The following is a 20,813-nucleotide window of genomic DNA, read 5'->3' on the forward strand; positions in this document are numbered from 1 at the left end:
ACTGCCTACATATAACGCAGCAGCGTTTTCATCTTTTTTTCAAAATCCTGAGGCGAAAAGGGTTTCGCAATATAGGCATTTACGCCAAGGTCCCGGGCTTCGGTAACAGATTTAATATCTGATCGGCCCGTCACCATCATAAAGGGCATGTCTGGTGCAATGACACGCACCTGTTTCAAAAGTTCTAAGCCGGACATGCGGGGCATTTGCCAATCACAAATGATCAGGTCCACCATATCGATCTCAACACCCAAAAAGTCGAGGGCAGAGCGGCCGTCATTGGCGGTAAAAACCTGATTGACCCCCATGCCGGAAAGAATCACTTCAACAAACCTTCTGGCCTGTGAAACATCATCCACAAGCAGAACATTTATATCATCAATACTTTTTGCCATTTTATTAGCCCCCTGAACATTCCATCACCTAGCGGTTTTGGCCTGCCCCATTTCCCCACATCCGTAGCGGCTATTCAATTCCGCTATGGCCTCCGTTATCGCTTCTTCAAGAACTGAAATCAAGGCGAGAGACTCTGTTTCATCTCCCACACCAGCACTGGCTTCAATTTTGCTGGCAATAAAATGTACCCGCATCAAACCAAGGTTGCCACACGTGCCCTTAAGACTGTGGGCAATATCCTTTAATGCAACCATATCCAATGTTCTTGCCGCTGCATTGATGTCAACGATCCCCTGTTCAGCAGAAACAACCTGCGAGCTCACAAGGTCCATAAATTTGTCTTCAGGCAAAAAGGATTGCCATTGCCCGATCACCTCAAAATCCAGAATTTTATTGTCTTCCAGACATTGTGCTTCTGTCTCGTCCGAACCAACATCCATTAAAACATCAAAATCATCCTCTTCCACACCATCGTTGATCCCCTCTGGGGTCTCAACATCACGATAGTGTTGAATGAGTGCGATCAGTTTGTTTCGATCAATTGGTTTGGGAAGATAATCATTCATCCCAGATTCCAGAAACCGTTCCCGGTCTCCCTTTATGACATTGGCCGTCACTGCAATGATTGGCACCTTTTGATTTAGCCCGGGCTCTGACCTGATTTTCAAAGTCGCCTCAATTCCATCCATTTCTGGCATGGAAATATCCATTAAAACCAGGTCGTAGGATGCCAATTCAAGGGCATCAATGGCCTTAACCCCATTGTCTGCAACATCATATTTACAACCCAGCTGTTCCAAAATTGCAGTGATCAAAATTTGATTGGTAATATTGTCTTCCACCACCAAGATATGGTTTTTGGCCATATCCATTTTATTCTGGCTTGTGGCCATTGCCGTATGGCTGCCGCCATCCATTTCATCCCCACGGGGTGCCCCCAAACGCACCGCAAACCAGAAGGTCGACCCTTCACCAAGGCAACTTCTGGCACCGATATCACCGCCCATCACTTGAGCCAGGTTTTTTGAAATAGCAAGGCCAAGTCCGGTGCCACCAAACCGTCGGGTTGTTGAACTGTCTGCCTGGGTAAATTTTTCGAATAAACTTTCGATCTTATCCTCAGCAATGCCAATGCCGGTGTCGATCACTTCGAACATAATTTTTTGATCAACACTGTAGGGCCTATCCAGCCCAATTTTAAGGGTGATGGAACCATTTTCAGTGAACTTGATCGCATTCCCAACAAGGTTCATAAGAATTTGTCGAAGGCGGGTGGGATCACCGGAATAAATGTCACCAATTTCCGGGGCCACCTGCAAATGCAATTGAATGTTCCTGTCCTTGGCTGGAACCTTTTGAAGATTGATGACACTTTTCAGGGTTTCATTCAGCGAAAAATCAATCTCTTCCAGTTCAAACTGGCCCGCCTCCAGTTTCGAGAAGTCCAAAACATCATTCACAATACCCAGCAATGCTTTCGCTGCATCTTGGGCCGAATTGACATAAAGCGTCTGTTTGTCATCAAGGTTGGTATTCAGAAGAACATCATTCATCCCAATCATGCCATTCATGGGCGTGCGAATTTCATGGCTCATGATGGCAAGAAAATCCGACTTGCTCTTATTGGCGGCCTCGGCTTCGTCGCGCGCCTGTTCCAGCGCACCTGCCATACGGGTCAATTCCTGTTTCTGAAGCTCAAGCTTTGATCTGGTGATTTCCAATTCATTGATACGACCACGCAATCTCGATTGCGATGTCTTCAAACGTTTTGTCACCACATTCAGCGCCCCAAGGGGGAATTGCCGCAAGCCAAGAAAAATCCCGATGCCCAGAACAAATGCAAAAAGGAAAATCCAGCCCAATGGGATCAAGGATGGTCTCAAGCTATCTGTGATGGTCAGTGTTGCAACGAGGCTCTTACCATTAAAAATACCCACTTGATGGGAAACAGTTGGCCATTCAGGCTTGCTGCCTGATTGCAAAATAGGAATGCCATCAATTCCGAAAATACTGATCTCACCTTGCTGCCTGTCCATGGCACCAAGGTTTTGAATTTGACTCTGCGTTCCCCATTGGTGCGGCGCAGAAGCGACCAATCGTGACACCCTGCCTGCAACTTCTTTGGCTTCAATATTCAGGATGCTGGTTTTGTGGTGATACGCATTAAGGGCAAAGAAAAATGGAATTGATAACGCAATGATCAATGCCCCAAGCATGGCGATCAGGGTGATGGTCGTCTTCAAGGTTTGAATTTCGGAAACATCAATGGAACCATCGGTACGGTCCGATGATTCTCTTTCCAATTCCCCTGATTGGGGCTCCATATAAGGCCCCAGCGTATCTCCAGCCATCTTTTCCTGCATTCAGGCCCCCAGCCGAACCTATGTCCGAAGGGATATCCCCACTAATCCGGTGAATTTATGGCTTCAGGCTAACCATCCGGAGTTAAAAGAGTATTAGGCTTAAAAAATGGTGTTTGTTGACGAAACGGGTGAATTTCCCGAAATTCACTAAAGACATCGTGATATTTAAAATCTCTTTGTTTTTAAAGGGTTTTTCTGGACAGCCCTGTGGCCTTACACTGATAATCAGAGGACAATAATTAACGTGTTTGTTTCAAATTTCTATTTCATTGGGGAAAACCATGGCCGACCTGAATCTTGATATTGCCATCAGCGATTATGATCATGTTCGCGACTTTACCGATGGCAAGGTCAAAGCACCGGGGATCAGCCTCAACCATTTTGATCTTCCTGTAGAAGATATCTTTGAACGGTTTACCAACACCCGCGAATGGCACGTCTCTGAAATGTCTATGGCGCGCTACGTCTCCCTGATATCCCAGGGCGCAGACAATCTTTCCGGCATTCCTGTCTTTCCGTCACGGTTCTTTCGCCAACATGCTGTTTATGTTGCCTCTGATGGGAACATTGATAAACCCGAAGATCTGGCCGGGAAAAAAGTCGGCATCCCGGAATGGGTCCAAACTGCAGTGGTCTATACACGGGCATGGCTGATGCACGACATCGGCATTCCACTCAACGACATCGAATGGGTGCGCGCTGGAATCAACAGCCTTGCCAACTGGAGCCAGATCAAACCGGTTCTACCCCAGGGCATTCGTTACACAGAAATCAATGACCGTTCCCTCATGGACATGCTGATTGACGGCGAGCTTGATGCCGTCATCTGCGCCCACCCCCCGGACCTGTTTCAAGCAGGCGATCCACGGATACGGCGGTTGGTAGAAAATTTTCGGGCCGTGGAAGAAGGTTATTGGGAAAAGCATCGCATTTTCCCAATCATGCACACTGTTGCCATTCGGGGCGACACCTACAATCAGGACCCCTGGATCGGTCCGGCCCTGTTCGAGGCCCTGAGTGAAGCCAAAAACCGCAGTCTGGCCCGCGCCCTTGATGGCAATATATGCCGCTTCCCCATTCCCTGGTGTTTCGATTATGCAGAAAAATCAAAGGCAATGTTTGGTGATGATTTCTGGCCCTATGGCATTGAGGCCAACCGCACAACCCTTGAAGCCTTTTTACAGTTCTGCAACGAACAAGGGGTGACACACCGCAAAGTGAACGTTGAAGAAATGTACCCGGAAAATGTCAGAAAACTTTAAGGGTTAATCCTTGCCTTCTGAACTTCCATCCGCTTTTTCATCAAACATGAAGTCACCCTCACCAGCTTCGCCCCCGTTATCACCATCGCTCAACGGTGATCCCGGTTGTTCAAGATCGCTGGTCGCCTTGTGACGGGCATGGGACCTGACTGAAAATGGAATCGTCACAAGATACGTGATCAAGACCACCGACAGCGTGATCCACGTTTCTGTCACCAGCAAGGCTGCGACCAGACCGACTAAAAGCAGGAAAGGCAGCACATAACGGTGGGGCACCTGAATGCGTTTGAAAGAATATGTTGGTAGCTGGCTGATCATCAAATAGCCCACCAGTATCGCCACCATTCCGTTGACCACGGGAGACGCTAAAAAATTGGCCCCTGTTTCCAAATGCAGCAACATGGGTAACAAAAGCAATCCACCGCCAGCGGGGGCCGGAACACCTGTGAAATAATTAGAGGCCCAAGATGGCTGGTTCGATCCCTCAAGCTTGGTATTGAACCGCGCGAGCCTGAGCGCCACACACACGGCAAACACCAAGGCAATCACCCAACCAAGGCCTTTCAAACTTTGAAGGCTCCAAAGGAACACGACCATCGCAGGTGCCACACCAAAGCTGACAAAATCAGATAACGAATCCAGTTCCGCCCCGAATTTTGTTGCGCCACCAAGCAGCCTGGCCACCCGACCATCAAGGGTGTCCAGAATTGCCGATACTAAAATGGCCAGCGCCGCCATGTTCCACTGGCCCTGAAATCCATAACGAATGGCCGTCAGCCCGGCGCAAAGCGCCAGCACCGTCAAAATATTGGGAATAAGGCGATTAAAAGGGAGTGCTTTCAATCGTTGCCCTTGGCGTGCTGCGGCCGGACGCAATCGAGGTTTTCGTGTCATGATACCGCATTCCCTTTTTTATGATCCCCCGAAATGGCAATAACCGTTTCCCCTGCCACCATGGACTGGCCTTCGGTCAGCTTTGGCTCCATCCCATCAGGAAGATAGACATCCAACCTGCTTCCAAAACGGATCAGGCCAAACCTTGCACCGGCCTGGACATCATTGCCCACCGTTAAGGTTGAACGAATACGCCTGGCGATCAAACCTGCAATCTGTACAAAGACAATATCATCCCCATTAAGCGTTTTCATGCGCACGGACTGGCGTTCGTTATGAATGCTGGCCTTGTCAAAAGAAGCATTGAAAAAACGCCCAGCACGATAGTGGACAACTTCGACCTTGCCGTCTGCGGGAACCCTGTTCACATGCACGTTAAAAACATTCATGAAAATGCTGACCCGGGTCAATGGCTCAGACCCCATCCCCATCTCTTCTGGTGGGGGTGCCTTGACAATAGGCAAAAGTTTTCCATCTGCCGGTGAAATAATAGCCCCCGGAATATCCGGTGGGAAACGGTCAGGATCACGGAAGAACCAGATGCTCCACAGGGCAATGATACCCCCTGGAAAGCCCAACGGAGGCCAAGCCCACCATGCCAGGGCTGCCACGGCAACAAATCCGGCGATTATCGGTAATCCTTCACGATGAACGGCAATGCGCATTTTAATTCCAGTAATAATAAAAATCCAAACCCGGCCCTTACCCACAAAAGCTAAAAGCAAGGGATACTACCCGATCATCCATACATTGCGAAAGCATCGACTGTACAGATTTCATATGCCATCTCGTCATCTGGCCTAAAATAACGGTTCTGGCCATGGCGTTCTTTTACAAAGTTTACCGTTTATAAAGGATGAATTTGCTAAGCATAGTCATGGATTCAATGCTGACTTCCAAAAGTACAACTGAGAACGGCTACACGACATTGCCTACGCTGACTGAGAGTGGCCAAATGCCGCATATTTTTTCAGGTAACGAGACCCCTGACGTTAAGAACGAAGCAAAATTATGTTTCGTCTACGGAGAACTTCCCGTTAACGGCGCTGTTAGCGCGAATGATGATGGCTTCGAGCTAAAACTCACCATTACATTGGGAAACATTCCCTACTCTGTAGAATCTTCGGAAGAACGCAAAACCCTTTTGGATATTACTTACCGTCTGGGAAGGGCGACCGATGATATGGTCATCATTGATCCCCACCAAATCATCACAGTGCAAAATAGCTGCACCCTGTCTGAAAAACTATCTGCTGTCACATTGGTGAGCGCCATCATTCGTTTGCTTACAGAAATGCGCCCGGCCCTGCTTGTCCTGTCTGATTACATGCCCGGATTATCTGAAATCCTTGGCCTTCAGGATAAAAATGAAGCAGATACAGAAGCAGCGTTTACAGAGACTGACCCGGCTTCAGAAACATCCTGAACTAAATCCTATTTACCCTCTCCCCCTTTTGGGATCGAGAATATCTGACCTGGAAAGATTAAATCCGGGTCGCGGATTTGCGCCTTATTGGCTTTGTAAATAACCGTATATTGAATGCCCTGGCCATAACTGCGCCGGGCAATACGCCACAAGCTGTTTCCCGGCTGCACAACGACAACCTTCATATCAGGCAGATTTTCTGGTTTTTTGGCCCTTTGAAAGGGTATTTCGATGCGGCGGGCAACCTGTCCTGCATCTCCCAATTCATCCAACCGAAGCCGGTACGTGCCGGGGGCCACAACACCCCCAGGCGAAAAGGCCCAACGCCCATCCTTGCCCCCGACAGATTTTCCCAAAGGTTTGTTATCAAGATAAAAGCGCAATTGAGCATCCGCGCTTGCCCCGCCAGCCATTTTAACACGGCCCAAATCATCGTAATCAATCACATCAATGGAAAGCCCGGCCTGATCGGCGTTGCCCCCACTGTCACCCGGAATTTGAAGAATTTTGCTTGGCGCTGGGCCACTGCCATTACCCGAATTGGGCCCGGGACCCGGAATTTTAAGGGCTAAAACACCCGATTGGCCCTCACCCATACGTCCGGCAATATCCCGGCCTTTTTCAGGCACGACCAAAATAACTTCTCCGCCAACGTCCCGGGTCTTTCCATCATCTGTCTGGATACGAAGCCGCAACCGTCGAGTGCCTGATTTAAAATGTTTTTCAGGCACAAGCACCCATTCGCCTTTCTTGTCGGCTTTGACCTTACCGACAAGGGTATCGCCATCCAGAACCCGAACCTCGGCCCCGGGCATGGCACGGCCGGCGATAACAGCATTTCCTTCCGGGCTGACCCGAACAATATCGAAACTGCCTCTGTTATTGCGAGCCTCAATTTCTGGTGCGGAAAGCCCCGAATTGGTTTTAGGGACCTTTGGCTGTGGCACCGAAGGCTTCGACCCCGAGGGATTAGACATAGCGGCATCAATCGCGGGAGGCTGTGCCCCATCCTCATCACTGGAACCCATATAAAAATTCAGCAATAAGGCCGCCACGAGAACAACCGCGCCGGCAATGGCACTGATGAGAGCCCTGTTCACGCTTGCAGTCCTTTCAGTCATGAATTGCTCCGAAACCCGGAACAGGAAAAGTGATGAGCGGCTAGCCTAAACGCTTGCCAGGGGTGGTGCAATGCAGAGGAAAACCCCGCCCCGATGCAAGAGAATGCGCAGGGTCATTCCTTCGAGACATCATTTTCAATGCTTTTCAGGCTTTTAAAGTAGATGGCAATGGCTTTTTGGTCGCGTTCAATTAAGTGTGACGTTCCATGTTCAACCACTTCGCTCATCTTTCCTTCTACAAAATCCCCATCGGGCAGCCCACCTTCTGATAATAAATCCATCATTTCAGAGTGTGACCAGCGGCCAATTCCGGTTTTCAGCGCAGGGGTAATGTTTGGTACGGATTTCCCGCCCGGGCCAATTGCTGCCCCGGCCATTGATCTGGCACGATCCAGCCCCCCCAGCATGGTGCGCGGTGTGTGGCATTCCCCACAATGGAACAAGGCATTGGCCAAATAGGCCCCCCGGTTCCACTCGGCTGATGCGACATCGGATTTTTGGGATGCCGGCACATGAGCCGGGGGCGCATAGGGGGCTGTCACATAAGGCCCCTGTTTGAAATACAACAGTTTCCAGAACCACATTCCGGCGCGCATGTTGAATGGAAACCGAAGCGCATGGGTTTGAGACGGTTTTGATACCGGCTTCAATGAAAAAATATACGCTTTAAGGTCGGCTAAATCCCCGTCATGAATCAACGTATAGGCGGTATAGGGAAAGGCTGGATAATAGTGTTGCCCCGAAGGAGAAACCCCTTCGCGCATGGCCTTTTTAAAATCTGCATCGCTCCAGCTGCCAATGCCAAATTTTTTATCCGGGCTGATATTGGGCGCGTAAAAAACACCAAACGGGGTTTCAATTGCAGAACCGCCGCCAAGCAATGGGCCTTTATTTTTGGTATCCGTGTGGCAATTCCGGCACCCCCCTGCGGCAAACAGATAGGCCCCGCGCGCCAGGGTTTCAGAAGATGGCCCAAAAGCCAATGCATGACCGGGTACGCCCATAACAAGGACGCCCGTAACAAAGACAATTACGAACCAGACAGCACATATATGAAAAACAAAGCGGTAAATCATGGAAGTAGGGCCACGAGAAACCCCGCGGCCCTTTCATCCTTTATTTCTTCTTTGGCTTAGGCCCACGAAATGGCTTGTGACATCCCTTGCACCCGGCCCGAACAGCCTTGACCGCAGCCTTGATGGCGCCCCCATCCCCTGCCTGGGTGACCTGGACCATCTTGGCCGTTGCCTTGGTGAACGCTTTGGCTTTCGACTCAAACTTTGCCCAATCTGACCAAATTTCCGGCTTGGCCCGGTTTTTCATCATGTCGGAACCAGTTCCCTTGGGAAACATGCCAAGAAATTTTTTGCCAGCAGCATGAATGGCCACCGCCTGTGCCGCGCCTTTAGGTCCAACCTTGGCCTTTTTTGCCAATTTGCGGATTTTCTTGAACGTCTTGGACGTGGATTTCATAAGCTTTATGCGCGCCTTGACCGTATCGGCAACCGCTGCGACCTGAACCCCGGCCTGGGACCCATAAACACCCTTTTCAGCACTGTTTGCGACTGGAGCAAATGAAACGCCCACGGCCAAAGCCGTGACCGCGACAAAAGATGTAATTGAAATCAATTTTAACATTGAAGCCTCCGATAAATTTTTATGATTTTTTTTAGTATCTTAACCCTGTATTTTTAATTCCAGTGTCATAACCCCACATAGCAGTCCATCATCCAATTATAGCGGAATCATGGCATAACCGTTTGCGATTATTATCGTATTCATCTGTTTATCACCACCAAATGTTTTCTGATTAACTGCGCATGTTGCTTACTTGGAAAGGGCCTAAAAATGGCAGACATAAAATCTATATGCATCTATTGCGGCTCTTCCATGGGCAATGACCCCCGTTATAACGAAGCAGCAGACCTGCTCGGTCGTTTGATCGGCGAGGCTGGATTGGAACTGGTTTATGGTGGCGGCAAGGTCGGGCTTATGGGCACGGTCGCCGATGCGGTCCTGAAAGCTGGCGGGCGGGTAACCGGCATCATCCCCAGCAACCTTAAAAAGGTTGAACTCGCCCATGATGGGTTAAGCGAGATGATCGTCGTCGAATCCATGCATGAGCGCAAACGCATGATGTTTGATAAATCAGATGCCTTTGTCACCCTTCCCGGTGGCCCCGGAACTCTGGATGAGACCATTGAAATCATCACCTGGCGTCAACTTCGCCTCCATGCCAAACCCATTGTTATCGTTGATGATGGCGGTTACTGGCAGCCCCTTTTGGACCTGATGGAGCACACCATTGAAAATGGGTTCGCCCACGATGTCTTCCGCACCTTCTATACGGTGGTTTCCAGCCCTGAGGAAGTGTTGCCCGCCATTGAAGAACTCCCTGAATCCTTCCTTGAAGAACGCCCCGAACGCCTTTAGGAACAGCCAAAAGCCACGTTTTTTCAGGCATCAATCCCGGAGGGACTTGCACTCCCGGGCAGGTCTGATATCTTGCCGAATTATTTCGGGCACTGGTTGGCTGATCACGCCAACCTGCTTCTTCATTAACAACATCCAATCAGCACCGGGAGGACCCCCCATGGCCAAAATTAAGGTCAAAACGCCTATCGTCGAACTTGATGGCGACGAAATGACCAGAATCATCTGGCAGTTCATCAAAGAAAAATTGATCCTCCCCTATCTTGATGTCGACCTCAAATATTATGATCTGGGTGTCGAAAGCCGCGACGCAACTGGTGATCAAATCACCATTGATTCCGCCAAAGCCATCCAAAAATATGGCGTTGGGGTCAAATGCGCGACCATCACCCCCGATGCTGGGCGGGTGAAAGAATTTAATCTCAAGGAAATGTGGCGTTCCCCTAATGGAACCATCCGCAACATCATCGGCGGCACCGTGTTTCGCGAACCGATTTTGTGTGAAAATGTGCCGCGTCTGGTGCCGGGCTGGACTCAGCCGATTGTCATTGGACGTCATGCCTTTGGTGATCAATACCGCGCCACGGATTTCAAGGTGCCCGGCAAAGGTAAATTGACCATCAAATTTGAGCCCGAAGACGGCGGCGACATCATCGAGCGGGAAATTTTTGAATTCCCAAGCTCTGGCATTTCGCTCAGCATGTATAATCTGGATGATTCAATCCGGGGCTTTGCCCGTTCCTGTATGGCCTATGCCTATGAACGCGGATGGCCGCTGTATTTCTCGCACAAAAGCACCATCTTAAAGGTCTATGACGGGCGTTTCATCGAGATTTTCCAGGAAGTCTTTGATGCCGAATTCAAAGAAAAATTTGAATCAAAGAACATCGTCTATGAAGACCGCCTGATTGACGACATGGTCGCTTGCGCCATGAAGTGGAATGGTGGCTTTGTTTGGGCCTGCAAGAACTATGATGGCGACACCCAGTCCGATCAGGTTGCGCAGGGCTTTGGCTCATTGGGCCTGATGACCAGCGTCTTGATGACGCCCGATGGCAACACCATCGAAGCCGAAGCCGCCCATGGCACGGTCACACGTCATTACCGGGAACATCAAAAGGGCAACCAGACCTCTACCAACCCAATCGCATCCATCTTTGCGTGGACACAAGGTCTTAAATACCGGGGCAATTTCGATGATACCCCCGATGTTGTGGCCTTCGCCGATGCGCTGGAAGCCGTCTGTATTGAAACCGTTGAATCAGGCCACATGACCAAGGATCTGGCGGTCCTGATCGGTCCTGATCAAAAATGGCTCAACACGGAAGAATTCCTCGATAAGCTGGACGAAAACCTGCGAAAGAAAATGGCCTAAAGGCAGATTTTCAACAGGAAGTATTTTTGAATATTGACTTGGAGGGCTCTCATTTTGAGGGCCCTCTTCGTAAGTGGGGTTTATGGGGCTTATTGATCCATCAACGCAGCAATGGCATCAAAGGCCCCATCGGCACCGCTGGCATCGCTGCCGCCCGCCTGGGCCATGTCGGGACGCCCGCCACCACCCTTGCCACCCAGCGCCTCTGAGCCGGCCCGAACCAGATCAACCGCATTAAAGCGGTCCACCAAATCTTCGGTCACCCCAACAACGATAGACGCCTTGCCATCCATGGCGCTGATCACGGCATAAACGCCAGACCCCTGTTTTTTGAACGCATCGACCATGGATTTAAGGTCCTTTGCCGGAACCCCATCCAGAACCCGGGTCACCAATCGCACCCCGGCCACTTCGCGGGCATCATCGGGCTCATCACCGGCATCGCCACCCGCACCACTGGCACCGCCACTCAGGGCGAGTTTTTTGCGAAGGTCTGTCACTTCCCGTTCAAGGGCACGGCGATCATCCAGCAATTGCTTTGCCCGGGCTGGAATATCCTGGAGGGGGCTTTTGAAAACATCTGCCGTTTGCATCAATAAATTCATATTGGCGGCGTCATAGGCATCTGCAGCCGCACCCGCCACGGCTTCGATCCGCCTTATCCCTGCGGCCAGACCCGTTTCACTGATAATGCGAAAACCGCCGATGTCGCCGGTGCGACTGACATGGGTGCCGCCACATAATTCCGTGGAATACTCGCCCATGGCAACAACCCTGACTTCGTCGCCATATTTTTCACCAAACAATGCCATGGCGCCCGCATCGACCGCTTCTTTCGGGGTCATGATGCGGGTGTGGACATCCATATTGGCCCGAATTTGTGCATTTACATCAAACACCACTTGGGCCAGTTCATCGGGTTTCATTGGTTTGGGATGGCTGACATCAAACCGCAAACGATCAGCAGCCACCATGGAACCCTTTTGGGTCACATGATCCCCAAGATGCGCACGCAGCGCTGCATGAAGAATATGGGTGGCGGAATGGTTGGCCCGAAGCCCATTGCGCTTATTCCCATCCACCCGCAATTCGACAACATCCCCTTTGGCAAGTTTGCCCCGGGTCACAGTTCCCATATGGACAATCATGTCGCCCAAACGTTTCTGGGTGCTTTCAACGGTAAATTCAGTGCCGTCTTTTGAAAACAAGATGCCGCAATCGCCTGATTGCCCCCCCGATTCGCCATAAAAGGGCGTCTGGTTGGTAATGATGGCGGCGGTCTCACCTTCAGTGACATCATCTTTAAGGTCGCCATCAACCAAGATGGCCGTGATGGCGCCTTCGGCAAATTCGGTGTCATAGCCCAGGAATTCTGTCGCGCCCAGGGTGTCACGGAGTTCAAACCACACTTCTTCGGTGGCCGCCTCACCACTGCCAGACCAGGCCGCGCGGGCGTCTGCGCGTTGGCGGTTCATGGCTTCATCGAAACCGTCTGTGTCCACACCCCGCCCTTCTGCACGCAAGGCATCCTGGGTCAGGTCGAGTGGAAAGCCGAAGGTGTCGTATAATTTAAAGGCAACATCGCCCGGCAATACGGCCCCGTCAGGCAATTTTTGGGTTTCTTCTGCCAACAGGCCAAGCCCCCGCTCCAAGGTAGTGCGGAACCGGCTTTCTTCCATTTTCAGCGTTTCTGTGATCAACGCTTCGGCGCGTTTGAGTTCCGGGAAGGCCTGACCCATTTCTGTAATCAAGGCTGGTACCAATTGGTGCAACACGGCATCGGTGCAGCCCATGATATGGGCATGGCGCACGGCGCGACGCAGAATGCGACGCAGAACATAACCCCGGCCTTCATTGGACGGCATCACCCCATCAGCGATTAAAAAGGAAACCGAGCGCAGGTGATCGGCGATCACCCGGTGAGACACCCCATGGGGGCCTTCTGTGGCAGTTTTGGTTACATCGGCCGAAGCCTCAATCAGGTGGCGAAACAAATCAATGTCATAATTATCATGCTTGCCCTGCAAAACCGCAGCCAGGCGTTCAAGACCCATGCCTGTATCAATGGATGGGCGAGGCAGATCACGGCGGGTATCTTTATCCACCTGTTCATATTGCATGAACACCAGATTCCAGATTTCAATAAAGCGATCACCGTCTTCGGTAGCAGACCCCGGTGGACCACCTTCGATTTCGGCCCCGTGATCATAGAATATTTCCGAACACGGCCCACAAGGCCCGGTTTCACCCATGGACCAGAAATTATCCGATGTTGGAATGCGGATGATGCGATCTTCGCTTAGACCCGCAATTTTCTTCCACAGGTCAAACGCCTGATCATCATCATGATAGACCGTCACCAGAAGCTTCGCCGGATCAAGGCCAAATTCCTTTACCAGTAAATGCCAGGCCTGCTCGATTGCGCGTTCCTTGAAATAATCGCCGAAGGAAAAATTGCCCAGCATTTCAAAGAACGTATGATGGCGCGCGGTAAAGCCAACGTTTTCAAGATCATTATGTTTGCCCCCGGCGCGCACACATTTTTGCGAACTGGCCGCACGAGGAATGTCCCGGGTCTCGATGCCGGTAAAGACGTTCTTGAACGGCACCATGCCCGCATTGGTAAACAACAAGGTTGGATCGTTATGGGGAACAAGGGGGCCAGAGGCGACAATTTCATGATCTTTTTCCCTGAAATAATTCAGGAATGCCGCCCTTATATCATTGGTGCTGGTCATAAACATCTCGTTCCTGTTTAAGGCCCCGGTAAGGCAACTTCCCTCCCACCGGCTCAAGCCCCTGCTTTTACAGGGTATGGCGGCAAATTTCAAAAGCTATCCGCGCTTAAGGACTGGAAGTTTTTGATCTTTGGAAACGCTAAATATGGTTTTGGACTAAAAAGCCCCCGCCATTTTCATGGCAGGGGCTGAGATTAGGGGTAACAAACAAAGGTGGACCGGGCATTTCAGGCCCCATGTGGTCCATTATTTATCGTCGTCTAAACCATCAAGGTTGTCTTCATCGTCATCTGTGTCTTTGGCTTTTGGCGATTCTTTCAGCATGGCTTCGGAGACCAGACCCGCGTTTTCACGAATAGATTGTTCCAGAGATGCTGCCATTTCCGGGTTTTCCAAAAGAAACTTTTTGGCATTTTCCCTGCCCTGTCCAATGCGGGTTTCTCCACACGAGAACCAGGTGCCGGATTTTTCAACCAGCCCGGCCTTGACCCCAAGATCGATCAATTCACCGCGCTTTGAAATGCCTTCGCCATACATGATATCAAATTCCACGGTCTTAAACGGCGGTGCGACCTTGTTTTTCACCACTTTGACCCGGGTTTGGTTACCAACGATGTCTTCACGATCCTTAATGGCACCGATGCGGCGAATATCAAGACGGACAGAAGAATAAAATTTCAGCGCATTTCCACCTGACGTGGTTTCGGGATTGCCAAACATCACACCGATCTTCATACGGATCTGGTTGATGAAAATCACCATACATTGTGATTTAGCGATGGAACCGGTCAATTTACGAAGGGCCTGGCTCATGAGCCGGGCCTGAAGGCCAACATGGTGATCGCCCATTTCGCCTTCTAGTTCTGCACGTGGCACCAGGGCCGCAACTGAATCAACCACCAACACATCCACAGCACCGGAACGCACCAACGTATCGGCGATTTCAAGGGCCTGTTCCCCGGCATCGGGCTGGGAGATCAGCAATTCCCCGACATCAACCCCCAATTTTTGGGCATAGACCGGGTCAAGAGCATGTTCGGCATCCACAAAGGCGCAAGCGCCCCCATTTTTCTGGGCCTCTGCCACCACATGAAGGGCAAGGGTTGTCTTGCCCGATGATTCAGGGCCGTAAATCTCAACCACCCGCCCCTTGGGCAAGCCGCCAATGCCAAGGGCAATGTCCAAACCAAGAGAGCCCGTAGAGATGGCTTCAATCTCTTCGAGCGGGGTGCCTTGGCCAAGCTTCATAATTGAGCCTTTGCCAAAGTTACGTTCGATCTGGCTGAGTGCCGCCTCTAACGCTTTTTCTTTACCTGAATTTTTTTTGTCCACGAGATGCAACGCCGTCGCCATTAGAAAATCTCCTTCGTTTATTTCATATGGGCGGGGCCAACACAACTCAGCAATTTCTGAGTCCTAATTTTATTTGACCCCAGCGTGTCCCGGCCCCACGCCCCTGTTCCCTAACCTTCCGGGAATACATTTGTTCACATTTTGTTCTCATGCACAAGGGGTTTTATTAAGTTGTTGAATAACAACAGATAATCAATTCATGTTCTGTTTTTATTCACGGCAATGCTTGCCTTTTTCGCCAGTATTTGGGGGGGGGCCTATTACGCCAGCACGTCTTTGACTTTGCTGGCGAGTTGTTCGAGGGAGAAGGGTTTGGAGAGGAAGTGGATGCGGTCCTCGCGTTCGATTTCCTCGCGGAAATCGTCTTCAGCGTAGCCTGAAATAAAGATCACTTTCATCATCGGGTTTTGTTCGCGCACCTGGCGGATCAGGCTAGGGCCATCCAGGGTGGGTATCACCACATCGGAAACAATCAGGTCTACGGGCTCTTTGGTACTGGCCAGAACCTCCAGGGATTGTTCGGCGGGAAGATATTGGTTCCAGCAACACAATTTCTTATGAAAAAATTGTTGAGGCCCGCATTGCTTACGGCGACCGAGGACGAATGTCAGACGTCCAACAGCCACGCTATGGCACCCGAATCTTCGATATCATATATCCGTTCTAATACGTAACGAGCGCAACTGAAAAGGCCGGGGCAAAAACCCCGGCCTTTTTCATGTAATCTTCAAGAATTGGCATCAGAAACTGGGTCTAGTCATCCCTGTGTGTTCTTTCCAGGCGCTCATGGCGTTCCTGGGCCTCTATGGAAAGAGTGGCAATCGGCCGCGCTTCCAGACGCTTCAGGCTTATGGGTTCATCCGTTTCTTCACAATAACCGTAAGTACCCTCTTCAATACGATTCAAGGCATCATCAATTTTGGATATCAGCTTGCGGGCACGATCCCTAGTCCTGAGTTCAAGCGAACGATCAGTCTCCAAAGAAGCACGGTCTGCAATATCCGCCTCTTGAAACCCACCTTCCTGGAGGTGTTGCAACGTTTCCGAAGTTTCACTCAGAATGTCTTCTCGCCAAGAAAGAAGTTTCTTTCTAAAATATTCTTTTTGCTTGGCATTCATGAACGACTCATCTTCAGATGGCCGATAATTACGCGGAAGCTTTACAGGCATTTGGAATCCCACCCACGATAGACGAACAGACGAAATGGCGCGGAGTATATAAAATACAATGGCCCTTCCGCAAGCCCGGTTTTTTAAAAAATTTTTATTTAATTTCAAGTAGTTATTTAGGGGGGTGCTCTCAATCAAGTGTGGCGTACTTGGCCAACTCGATTTCTGCCCGTAATTCCACCTGATCCAGAATTTCTGAAAGCGCCGGATCATCCACCATTTGGCGCTTATTCCTGACCAATTCAGCCAATTTTTCCAACTGCCGACGTGAAAATGCGTCAACCAACAGGCCGTAACGAAGTTCATCTAAACGATCGAGGATATCTTCTGCCCGTTGTTTAGCCTTCGCTGGACGGTCTCTCGCGGTATCGACTTCCTGGATCGCCAAAAGCGAATCGACAGCAGAAACACCTGCAGCGCGACAAACCCCACTGGATACGGAAGCTTCTTTGGCATTCATATGATCGCCAAAACTCTTCGACGAAGATCCCTTCGACTGGGATGAACGGCGAACTGACGTCAATGACGGGGAACCCATCCGGGGAATTTTTATCGTAACTTGCTCACGGTTTGCGCTGGCAAGGAAACCATCCTGCTTCCGATGCGTATGATGATCGCGCCTGGTTAATATGGTGTAAATCACTGGTTTTTATGGCTCGACCCTGCTTTAGCCGGGGAAAAAAATTGCCGCCCATGGCGGTATTGCTTGCCCAAACAACCAAAAATGCCACTTCAGAACATTCAAAATTATATTTTTTTCCTTTTATAACAATATGTTATCTGAAATGCTATCTTGGCACGAAATTCGCTGAACTAAGGGGGACAGAATTCTGTGAATTAACTCATTTGGTGCCAAAATGTCATTATCATCTGCCGGATTATCCCGTTTCAAACCCAATAATAGCCAGCGCCGGTTTGCTGCCCTTTTCTTTCTGGTCCTGACCGCCGCCATTGCAATCATCTGGCCCGGCCAGGGAAAAGCATCCTCGCGGATTAAAGACATCGCCAGTTTCGAAGGCATTCGGGGAAACTAGTTGGTTACGGCATTGTTGTTGGTCTCGGCAGCACCGGTGATGGCCTCACAAACGCCCCGTTCACCAAACAAAGTCTTATCGGCATGCTGGAACGCCTTGGTGTCAATATTAATGGAAGTTCTGTAATTCTGGGGTCCAGCTTATGGTCCATTAAATTATCACATTTAGAGTTGCAGCATTCATAATGCAATTAGCGCATACGAAGAGCGATAAAAAAAGGTTAAGAGCAATGGTTGATACTCCAGAAAACATAAACCCGTCACCCACACCTGGAAATTTCGTTCGCCATCCTGACTGCCCTGAATGGGGACTTGGACAGGTCCAATCGGTCATTGGAGACAGGATCACAGTTAATTTTGAACATGCCGGAAAACAATTAATTTTAGGCAATATTATAACCTTACTGTCTGATACCCCGGCAAAGTAAGTTCCCCATTCCGCTTTAATAATTATTCTGGTGCGCATCCATCGGCCAAAAACTGATTGGCACATTCAAGATCATCAGGCGTGTTAATATTAAAAAAGGGATCAATGGTTGGTGCCTTGAATGAAACAGTTACAGCATCTATAGATTCGGAAAAATCCAGCAATCTATGTCGCCCAGGCGCATCAATAAATGCCCGCAATGGTTGCCTTATGTGCCTTGGCCATAAACCGAATACAGGATGGGCTCGCCCATTCGATGAGGCAATAACAGGTTGCCCATTGTGCTTTGCTGCGGTCATCAACCGATCGACCATATCTTCTGGGAAAAATGGAGAGTCCACGGGAAAGGTTGCAATCCACCCCCATTGACGGAACTGACCTGCATTCCCTTCCATCCAATCCAGAACTGACAACAATCCTGCAAGCGGACCAGCGTATTCCGGAATACCATCGGGAATAACAGGAATTCCCTTTTCTTTAAAACGCTCAGGGTTCTGATCGGAACTAACCAATAGATCACCAACCTGTCTATTTGCCCGATCCAAAACATGGTCTATCAGAGGCCGCCCCCCAAGCAATTCGAAACATTTATCCCGATTCCCGAACCGACTTGACCGCCCCCCCGCAAGGATAAGGCCGATGGTTTCTGTGCCCTGTGATGCAGATTCCAAATCATCCAGAAACATAATTTAAACCCTCGCCATTTGAGCGCTTCATCATAGTAGCCTGCCCGCTATGAACGAAGACAACCGATAATGCGTTATGAAACTCGGCTAAGATCATACTTTGTGAATCAACTTTATCCCATTGAATAAACTTGATGATTCATAAATACGTGTTCACTATCTAAGCGTTAATTTTAATTTAATGGTTTCCTGACTGTAAGTTTTCACGGGAATCAGACATTAAAAGTGCGTGATAAATCAATGTCTCCGATCCATGAGATTGAAGACAAATATGTTTTCGCAGTGGGGGGATATTCCACTTGGGAGCATCAACAATGAAGGACGGAATGGTCTCGCAAGCCTGTTAAGTGCGTGGATCATATAACCGTCTATGGGGTTCAGGGCGTAATGAGTGCTGCAAATAATAAATTCCGCGACCTTCTGCAGGGCACTATTCAAGAATCGGGGGCTGTGTCTCCCGATAAATCCGGTGCACAACAAATGCGCCCATTCCCACAAGGAACAAGTGCCGAGACACCGTTAGCCTCCAAAGGTCCAGAATATGATGCCTTGATGGCAGCGCTTCTTGACCGAGCTGCCCCTCTTTATGTGACCGACACCTCAGGCAAGCTTGTTTCTGCCAGCAATGCTTTTCGTGAACTCGCTCCCCTGCTATTTAAAACAAAGGGCCATGAGAAACTGCGGAGTATTGATGACACGCCTCCCGGCCTGATGGATATCATCGAACGTTTGTACGTTGATGGTGAAGAAATTCGGCGCTCCGATACCGTGAAATCTGATGGAGAAGCCAATACCGAAGACCGCTATTTCATTTCCCGTCACTTCTCGATTAAAAACACTGAAAATACCCTAATCGGATTTGCGGGGATTTATGAAGACGTCACATCACTGTCCCAGGCAAATCAAAAAGCCGGTGAAATGGAAAGCTGGCTTCAAGATGTCATCCGCTCTTCTTCTGACTGGTTGTGGACTGTAGATCATAATTTCAATCTGACCTTCATTACGCACCGGGTATCAGAAATTTTGAACGTCCCGGCCCAGGTTTTTCAGGGACGGCATCTTTTCACCCTCGGTGAATTTGATTCTGAAAACTCTGAGATACCAGATACCAAGAAGGATATGGAAAATTTCCGCCCGTTTAGGAACAGGCCTTTCTTGATGCCAACTGAACAAGGTGACATCCGATACGTTCATTTAAGCGGCGTCCCAATTTTTAATGAAATAAGTGGCAGGTTTGAAGGATTTAGAGGGACAGGAACCGATGTAACCCGAAGATTTAAAGCGGAAAAGTCGGCCCTTGAAACAAGGGTAAAACTTGAAGATGCCTTTGAAGCGCTACGAAACAGAAATGAAGAACTGGCGGGTGCCCTTGAACAATCCCAGGTGGCAGACAAGGCCAAAATGGATTTTCTGGCCATGATGAGCCACGAACTGAGAACCCCACCGAATTGTATTATAAGATTTTCAGACGCCGCCATAAAAAGGATTCATGGACCTCTTGATACAGCTTATAGCGAATATTTTTCGTCAATTCATGAAGCGGGATCACATCTTCTTGGAATCATAAGTGACATTCTTGATACCGCTAATATCGAAAATAGCGAAGTGTCAATAGAGACCACCCCGGTACGCATATGCGATCTGGTAACAGAAGCAACATCAATGGTGCGACCAAAAGCCAGCGGGAAAGATCTCAATGTTGTCATGGGCGATATCCCAAATAATCTTATCGCAGATATGAATAGGCTCCGTGGTCGACAGATTCTGGTGAACCTTCTTGGGAATGCTATCAAATTTACACCTGATCATGGCAGCATTGGCATTGATGTTTCTGAACGCCAAGATGGCCACATTGCCATAACCGTCTGGGACACCGGCATTGGCATCCCAGATGCTGAAAAAAAACGTATTTTCGACCGTTTTTATCAAGTTGATAAAAACATCTTTGCCCGGGGCATTGAAGGAACAGGACTGGGGTTGAATATCTCCCGCCACCTTGCTCGCCTGATGGGAGGGGAGGTTATTGTCGAAAGTGCCGCCAAGGGCGCACGTCTCACCTTTCTATTATCCCTAAAAACCCACTAAAACTGTTGGTAGCCACCAGTTTCAAGATTTTTTGCATCTTACTACCGGACC

Annotated in this window: 19 protein-coding genes and 1 pseudogene; 8 read left to right on the forward strand and 12 right to left on the reverse strand. The window is 49.6% G+C overall.

Annotated elements, in window-relative coordinates; translation table 11 throughout:
* Positions 1-5: 5 nt before the first annotated feature.
* On the reverse strand, positions 6-395 hold the full coding sequence (locus tag HOJ08_00410) for a response regulator (GenBank protein ID MBT5671898.1): 390 nt from the start codon (positions 393-395) through the stop codon (positions 6-8).
* A gap of 24 nt (positions 396-419) precedes the next feature.
* Positions 420-2,747 carry a response regulator gene (locus HOJ08_00415; protein MBT5671899.1) on the reverse strand — a complete coding sequence of 776 codons (2,328 nt, stop codon included), beginning with the start codon at positions 2,745-2,747 and terminating at the stop codon, positions 420-422.
* Between the two features lie 293 nt (positions 2,748-3,040).
* Here HOJ08_00415 and HOJ08_00420 point away from each other — a divergent pair, with 293 nt between their 5' ends.
* Positions 3,041-4,021, forward strand: a complete 981-nt coding sequence (locus tag HOJ08_00420) for a 4,5-dihydroxyphthalate decarboxylase (protein MBT5671900.1) — start codon at positions 3,041-3,043, stop codon at positions 4,019-4,021.
* 3 nt (positions 4,022-4,024) lie between these two features.
* Here the strand turns inward: HOJ08_00420 and pssA are convergent, their stop codons facing one another.
* Complete coding sequence (pssA, locus tag HOJ08_00425) at positions 4,025-4,915, reverse strand: CDP-diacylglycerol--serine O-phosphatidyltransferase (GenBank protein MBT5671901.1); 891 nt, start codon at positions 4,913-4,915, stop codon at positions 4,025-4,027.
* Positions 4,912-5,580: a phosphatidylserine decarboxylase gene (locus HOJ08_00430; protein ID MBT5671902.1), complete on the reverse strand. Its 669-nt coding sequence runs from the start codon at positions 5,578-5,580 to the stop codon at positions 4,912-4,914. The genes pssA and HOJ08_00430 overlap by 4 nt, the downstream gene beginning before the upstream one ends.
* Positions 5,581-5,870: 290 nt before the next feature.
* Here HOJ08_00430 and HOJ08_00435 point away from each other — a divergent pair, with 290 nt between their 5' ends.
* Positions 5,871-6,341, forward strand: coding sequence for a hypothetical protein (locus HOJ08_00435; GenBank protein MBT5671903.1), 471 nt, complete (start codon positions 5,871-5,873; stop codon positions 6,339-6,341).
* A gap of 8 nt (positions 6,342-6,349) precedes the next feature.
* On the opposite strand, the gene HOJ08_00440 is transcribed toward HOJ08_00435, so the two are convergent.
* The 3 genes from HOJ08_00440 to HOJ08_00450 form a co-directional block, all read right to left on the reverse strand.
* Positions 6,350-7,462 (reverse strand): LysM peptidoglycan-binding domain-containing protein, encoded by a 1,113-nt coding sequence (locus HOJ08_00440; GenBank protein MBT5671904.1) that lies wholly within the window; start codon positions 7,460-7,462, stop codon positions 6,350-6,352.
* Positions 7,463-7,575: 113 nt separating this feature from the next.
* Positions 7,576-8,466 (reverse strand): cytochrome c, encoded by an 891-nt coding sequence (locus HOJ08_00445; GenBank protein ID MBT5671905.1) that lies wholly within the window; start codon positions 8,464-8,466, stop codon positions 7,576-7,578.
* Positions 8,467-8,578: 112 nt separating this feature from the next.
* Positions 8,579-9,100 (reverse strand): cytochrome c, encoded by a 522-nt coding sequence (locus HOJ08_00450; GenBank protein ID MBT5671906.1) that lies wholly within the window; start codon positions 9,098-9,100, stop codon positions 8,579-8,581.
* A 210-nt stretch (positions 9,101-9,310) separates the two neighbouring features.
* Between HOJ08_00450 and HOJ08_00455 the strand changes: the two genes are divergently transcribed.
* Together HOJ08_00455 and HOJ08_00460 are read left to right on the forward strand one after the other, a co-directional pair.
* Positions 9,311-9,895: a TIGR00730 family Rossman fold protein gene (locus HOJ08_00455; GenBank protein ID MBT5671907.1), complete on the forward strand. Its 585-nt coding sequence runs from the start codon at positions 9,311-9,313 to the stop codon at positions 9,893-9,895.
* 160 nt (positions 9,896-10,055) lie between these two features.
* Positions 10,056-11,270, forward strand: coding sequence for an NADP-dependent isocitrate dehydrogenase (locus tag HOJ08_00460; GenBank protein MBT5671908.1), 1,215 nt, complete (start codon positions 10,056-10,058; stop codon positions 11,268-11,270).
* A gap of 89 nt (positions 11,271-11,359) precedes the next feature.
* On the opposite strand, the gene alaS is transcribed toward HOJ08_00460, so the two are convergent.
* Together alaS and recA are read right to left on the reverse strand one after the other, a co-directional pair.
* Complete coding sequence (gene alaS, locus HOJ08_00465; GenBank protein ID MBT5671909.1) at positions 11,360-14,008, reverse strand: alanine--tRNA ligase; 2,649 nt, start codon at positions 14,006-14,008, stop codon at positions 11,360-11,362.
* 246 nt (positions 14,009-14,254) lie between these two features.
* Complete coding sequence (gene recA / locus HOJ08_00470; GenBank protein ID MBT5671910.1) at positions 14,255-15,361, reverse strand: recombinase RecA; 1,107 nt, start codon at positions 15,359-15,361, stop codon at positions 14,255-14,257.
* A gap of 514 nt (positions 15,362-15,875) precedes the next feature.
* On the opposite strand from recA, the gene HOJ08_00475 reads away from it, so the two are divergent.
* The gene (locus HOJ08_00475; GenBank protein MBT5671911.1) at positions 15,876-16,028 is read left to right on the forward strand and encodes a hypothetical protein; all 153 of its coding nucleotides are present in this window, start codon (positions 15,876-15,878) and stop codon (positions 16,026-16,028) included.
* Positions 16,029-16,114: 86 nt separating this feature from the next.
* Here HOJ08_00475 and dksA read toward each other — a convergent pair whose 3' ends face one another.
* Together dksA and HOJ08_00485 are read right to left on the reverse strand one after the other, a co-directional pair.
* On the reverse strand, positions 16,115-16,531 hold the full coding sequence (dksA, locus tag HOJ08_00480; protein MBT5671912.1) for an RNA polymerase-binding protein DksA: 417 nt from the start codon (positions 16,529-16,531) through the stop codon (positions 16,115-16,117).
* 130 nt (positions 16,532-16,661) lie between these two features.
* The gene (locus tag HOJ08_00485) at positions 16,662-17,054 is read right to left on the reverse strand and encodes a flagellar assembly protein FliX (protein MBT5671913.1); all 393 of its coding nucleotides are present in this window, start codon (positions 17,052-17,054) and stop codon (positions 16,662-16,664) included.
* Between the two features lie 334 nt (positions 17,055-17,388).
* Between HOJ08_00485 and flgI the strand changes: the two are divergent.
* A pseudogene (flgI, locus tag HOJ08_00490) lies at positions 17,389-17,684 on the forward strand (flagellar basal body P-ring protein FlgI).
* A gap of 131 nt (positions 17,685-17,815) precedes the next feature.
* Entirely contained in the window at positions 17,816-17,992 is a 177-nt protein-coding gene (locus HOJ08_00495; GenBank protein ID MBT5671914.1) for a DUF3553 domain-containing protein, read from the forward strand.
* 22 nt (positions 17,993-18,014) lie between these two features.
* On the opposite strand, the gene mobA is transcribed toward HOJ08_00495, so the two are convergent.
* On the reverse strand, positions 18,015-18,677 hold the full coding sequence (gene mobA / locus HOJ08_00500; GenBank protein MBT5671915.1) for a molybdenum cofactor guanylyltransferase: 663 nt from the start codon (positions 18,675-18,677) through the stop codon (positions 18,015-18,017).
* Between the two features lie 387 nt (positions 18,678-19,064).
* Here mobA and HOJ08_00505 point away from each other — a divergent pair, with 387 nt between their 5' ends.
* Complete coding sequence (locus tag HOJ08_00505) at positions 19,065-20,762, forward strand: PAS domain-containing protein (GenBank protein ID MBT5671916.1); 1,698 nt, start codon at positions 19,065-19,067, stop codon at positions 20,760-20,762.
* The last annotated feature ends 51 nt before the right edge of the window (positions 20,763-20,813 follow it).

The organism is Rhodospirillales bacterium, assembly GCA_018666775.1.
Lineage (GTDB): Bacteria > Pseudomonadota > Alphaproteobacteria > SMXQ01 > SMXQ01 > JABIXC01.

What these genes read in the sequence shown, in the direction of transcription:
- HOJ08_00410 (MBT5671898.1), bottom strand. Translation starts at nt 395, where the DNA reads ATGGCAAAAAGTATTGATGATATAAATGTTCTGCTTGTGGATGATGTT.
- HOJ08_00415 (MBT5671899.1), bottom strand. Translation starts at nt 2,747, where the DNA reads ATGGCTGGAGATACGCTGGGGCCTTATATGGAGCCCCAATCAGGGGAA.
- HOJ08_00420 (MBT5671900.1), top strand. Translation starts at nt 3,041, where the DNA reads ATGGCCGACCTGAATCTTGATATTGCCATCAGCGATTATGATCATGTT.
- pssA (MBT5671901.1), bottom strand. Translation starts at nt 4,915, where the DNA reads ATGACACGAAAACCTCGATTGCGTCCGGCCGCAGCACGCCAAGGGCAA.
- HOJ08_00430 (MBT5671902.1), bottom strand. Translation starts at nt 5,580, where the DNA reads ATGCGCATTGCCGTTCATCGTGAAGGATTACCGATAATCGCCGGATTT.
- HOJ08_00435 (MBT5671903.1), top strand. Translation starts at nt 5,871, where the DNA reads ATGCCGCATATTTTTTCAGGTAACGAGACCCCTGACGTTAAGAACGAA.
- HOJ08_00440 (MBT5671904.1), bottom strand. Translation starts at nt 7,462, where the DNA reads ATGACTGAAAGGACTGCAAGCGTGAACAGGGCTCTCATCAGTGCCATT.
- HOJ08_00445 (MBT5671905.1), bottom strand. Translation starts at nt 8,466, where the DNA reads ATGGGCGTACCCGGTCATGCATTGGCTTTTGGGCCATCTTCTGAAACC.
- HOJ08_00450 (MBT5671906.1), bottom strand. Translation starts at nt 9,100, where the DNA reads ATGTTAAAATTGATTTCAATTACATCTTTTGTCGCGGTCACGGCTTTG.
- HOJ08_00455 (MBT5671907.1), top strand. Translation starts at nt 9,311, where the DNA reads ATGGCAGACATAAAATCTATATGCATCTATTGCGGCTCTTCCATGGGC.
- HOJ08_00460 (MBT5671908.1), top strand. Translation starts at nt 10,056, where the DNA reads ATGGCCAAAATTAAGGTCAAAACGCCTATCGTCGAACTTGATGGCGAC.
- alaS (MBT5671909.1), bottom strand. Translation starts at nt 14,008, where the DNA reads ATGACCAGCACCAATGATATAAGGGCGGCATTCCTGAATTATTTCAGG.
- recA (MBT5671910.1), bottom strand. Translation starts at nt 15,361, where the DNA reads ATGGCGACGGCGTTGCATCTCGTGGACAAAAAAAATTCAGGTAAAGAA.
- dksA (MBT5671912.1), bottom strand. Translation starts at nt 16,531, where the DNA reads ATGCCTGTAAAGCTTCCGCGTAATTATCGGCCATCTGAAGATGAGTCG.
- mobA (MBT5671915.1), bottom strand. Translation starts at nt 18,677, where the DNA reads ATGTTTCTGGATGATTTGGAATCTGCATCACAGGGCACAGAAACCATC.
- HOJ08_00505 (MBT5671916.1), top strand. Translation starts at nt 19,065, where the DNA reads ATGAGTGCTGCAAATAATAAATTCCGCGACCTTCTGCAGGGCACTATT.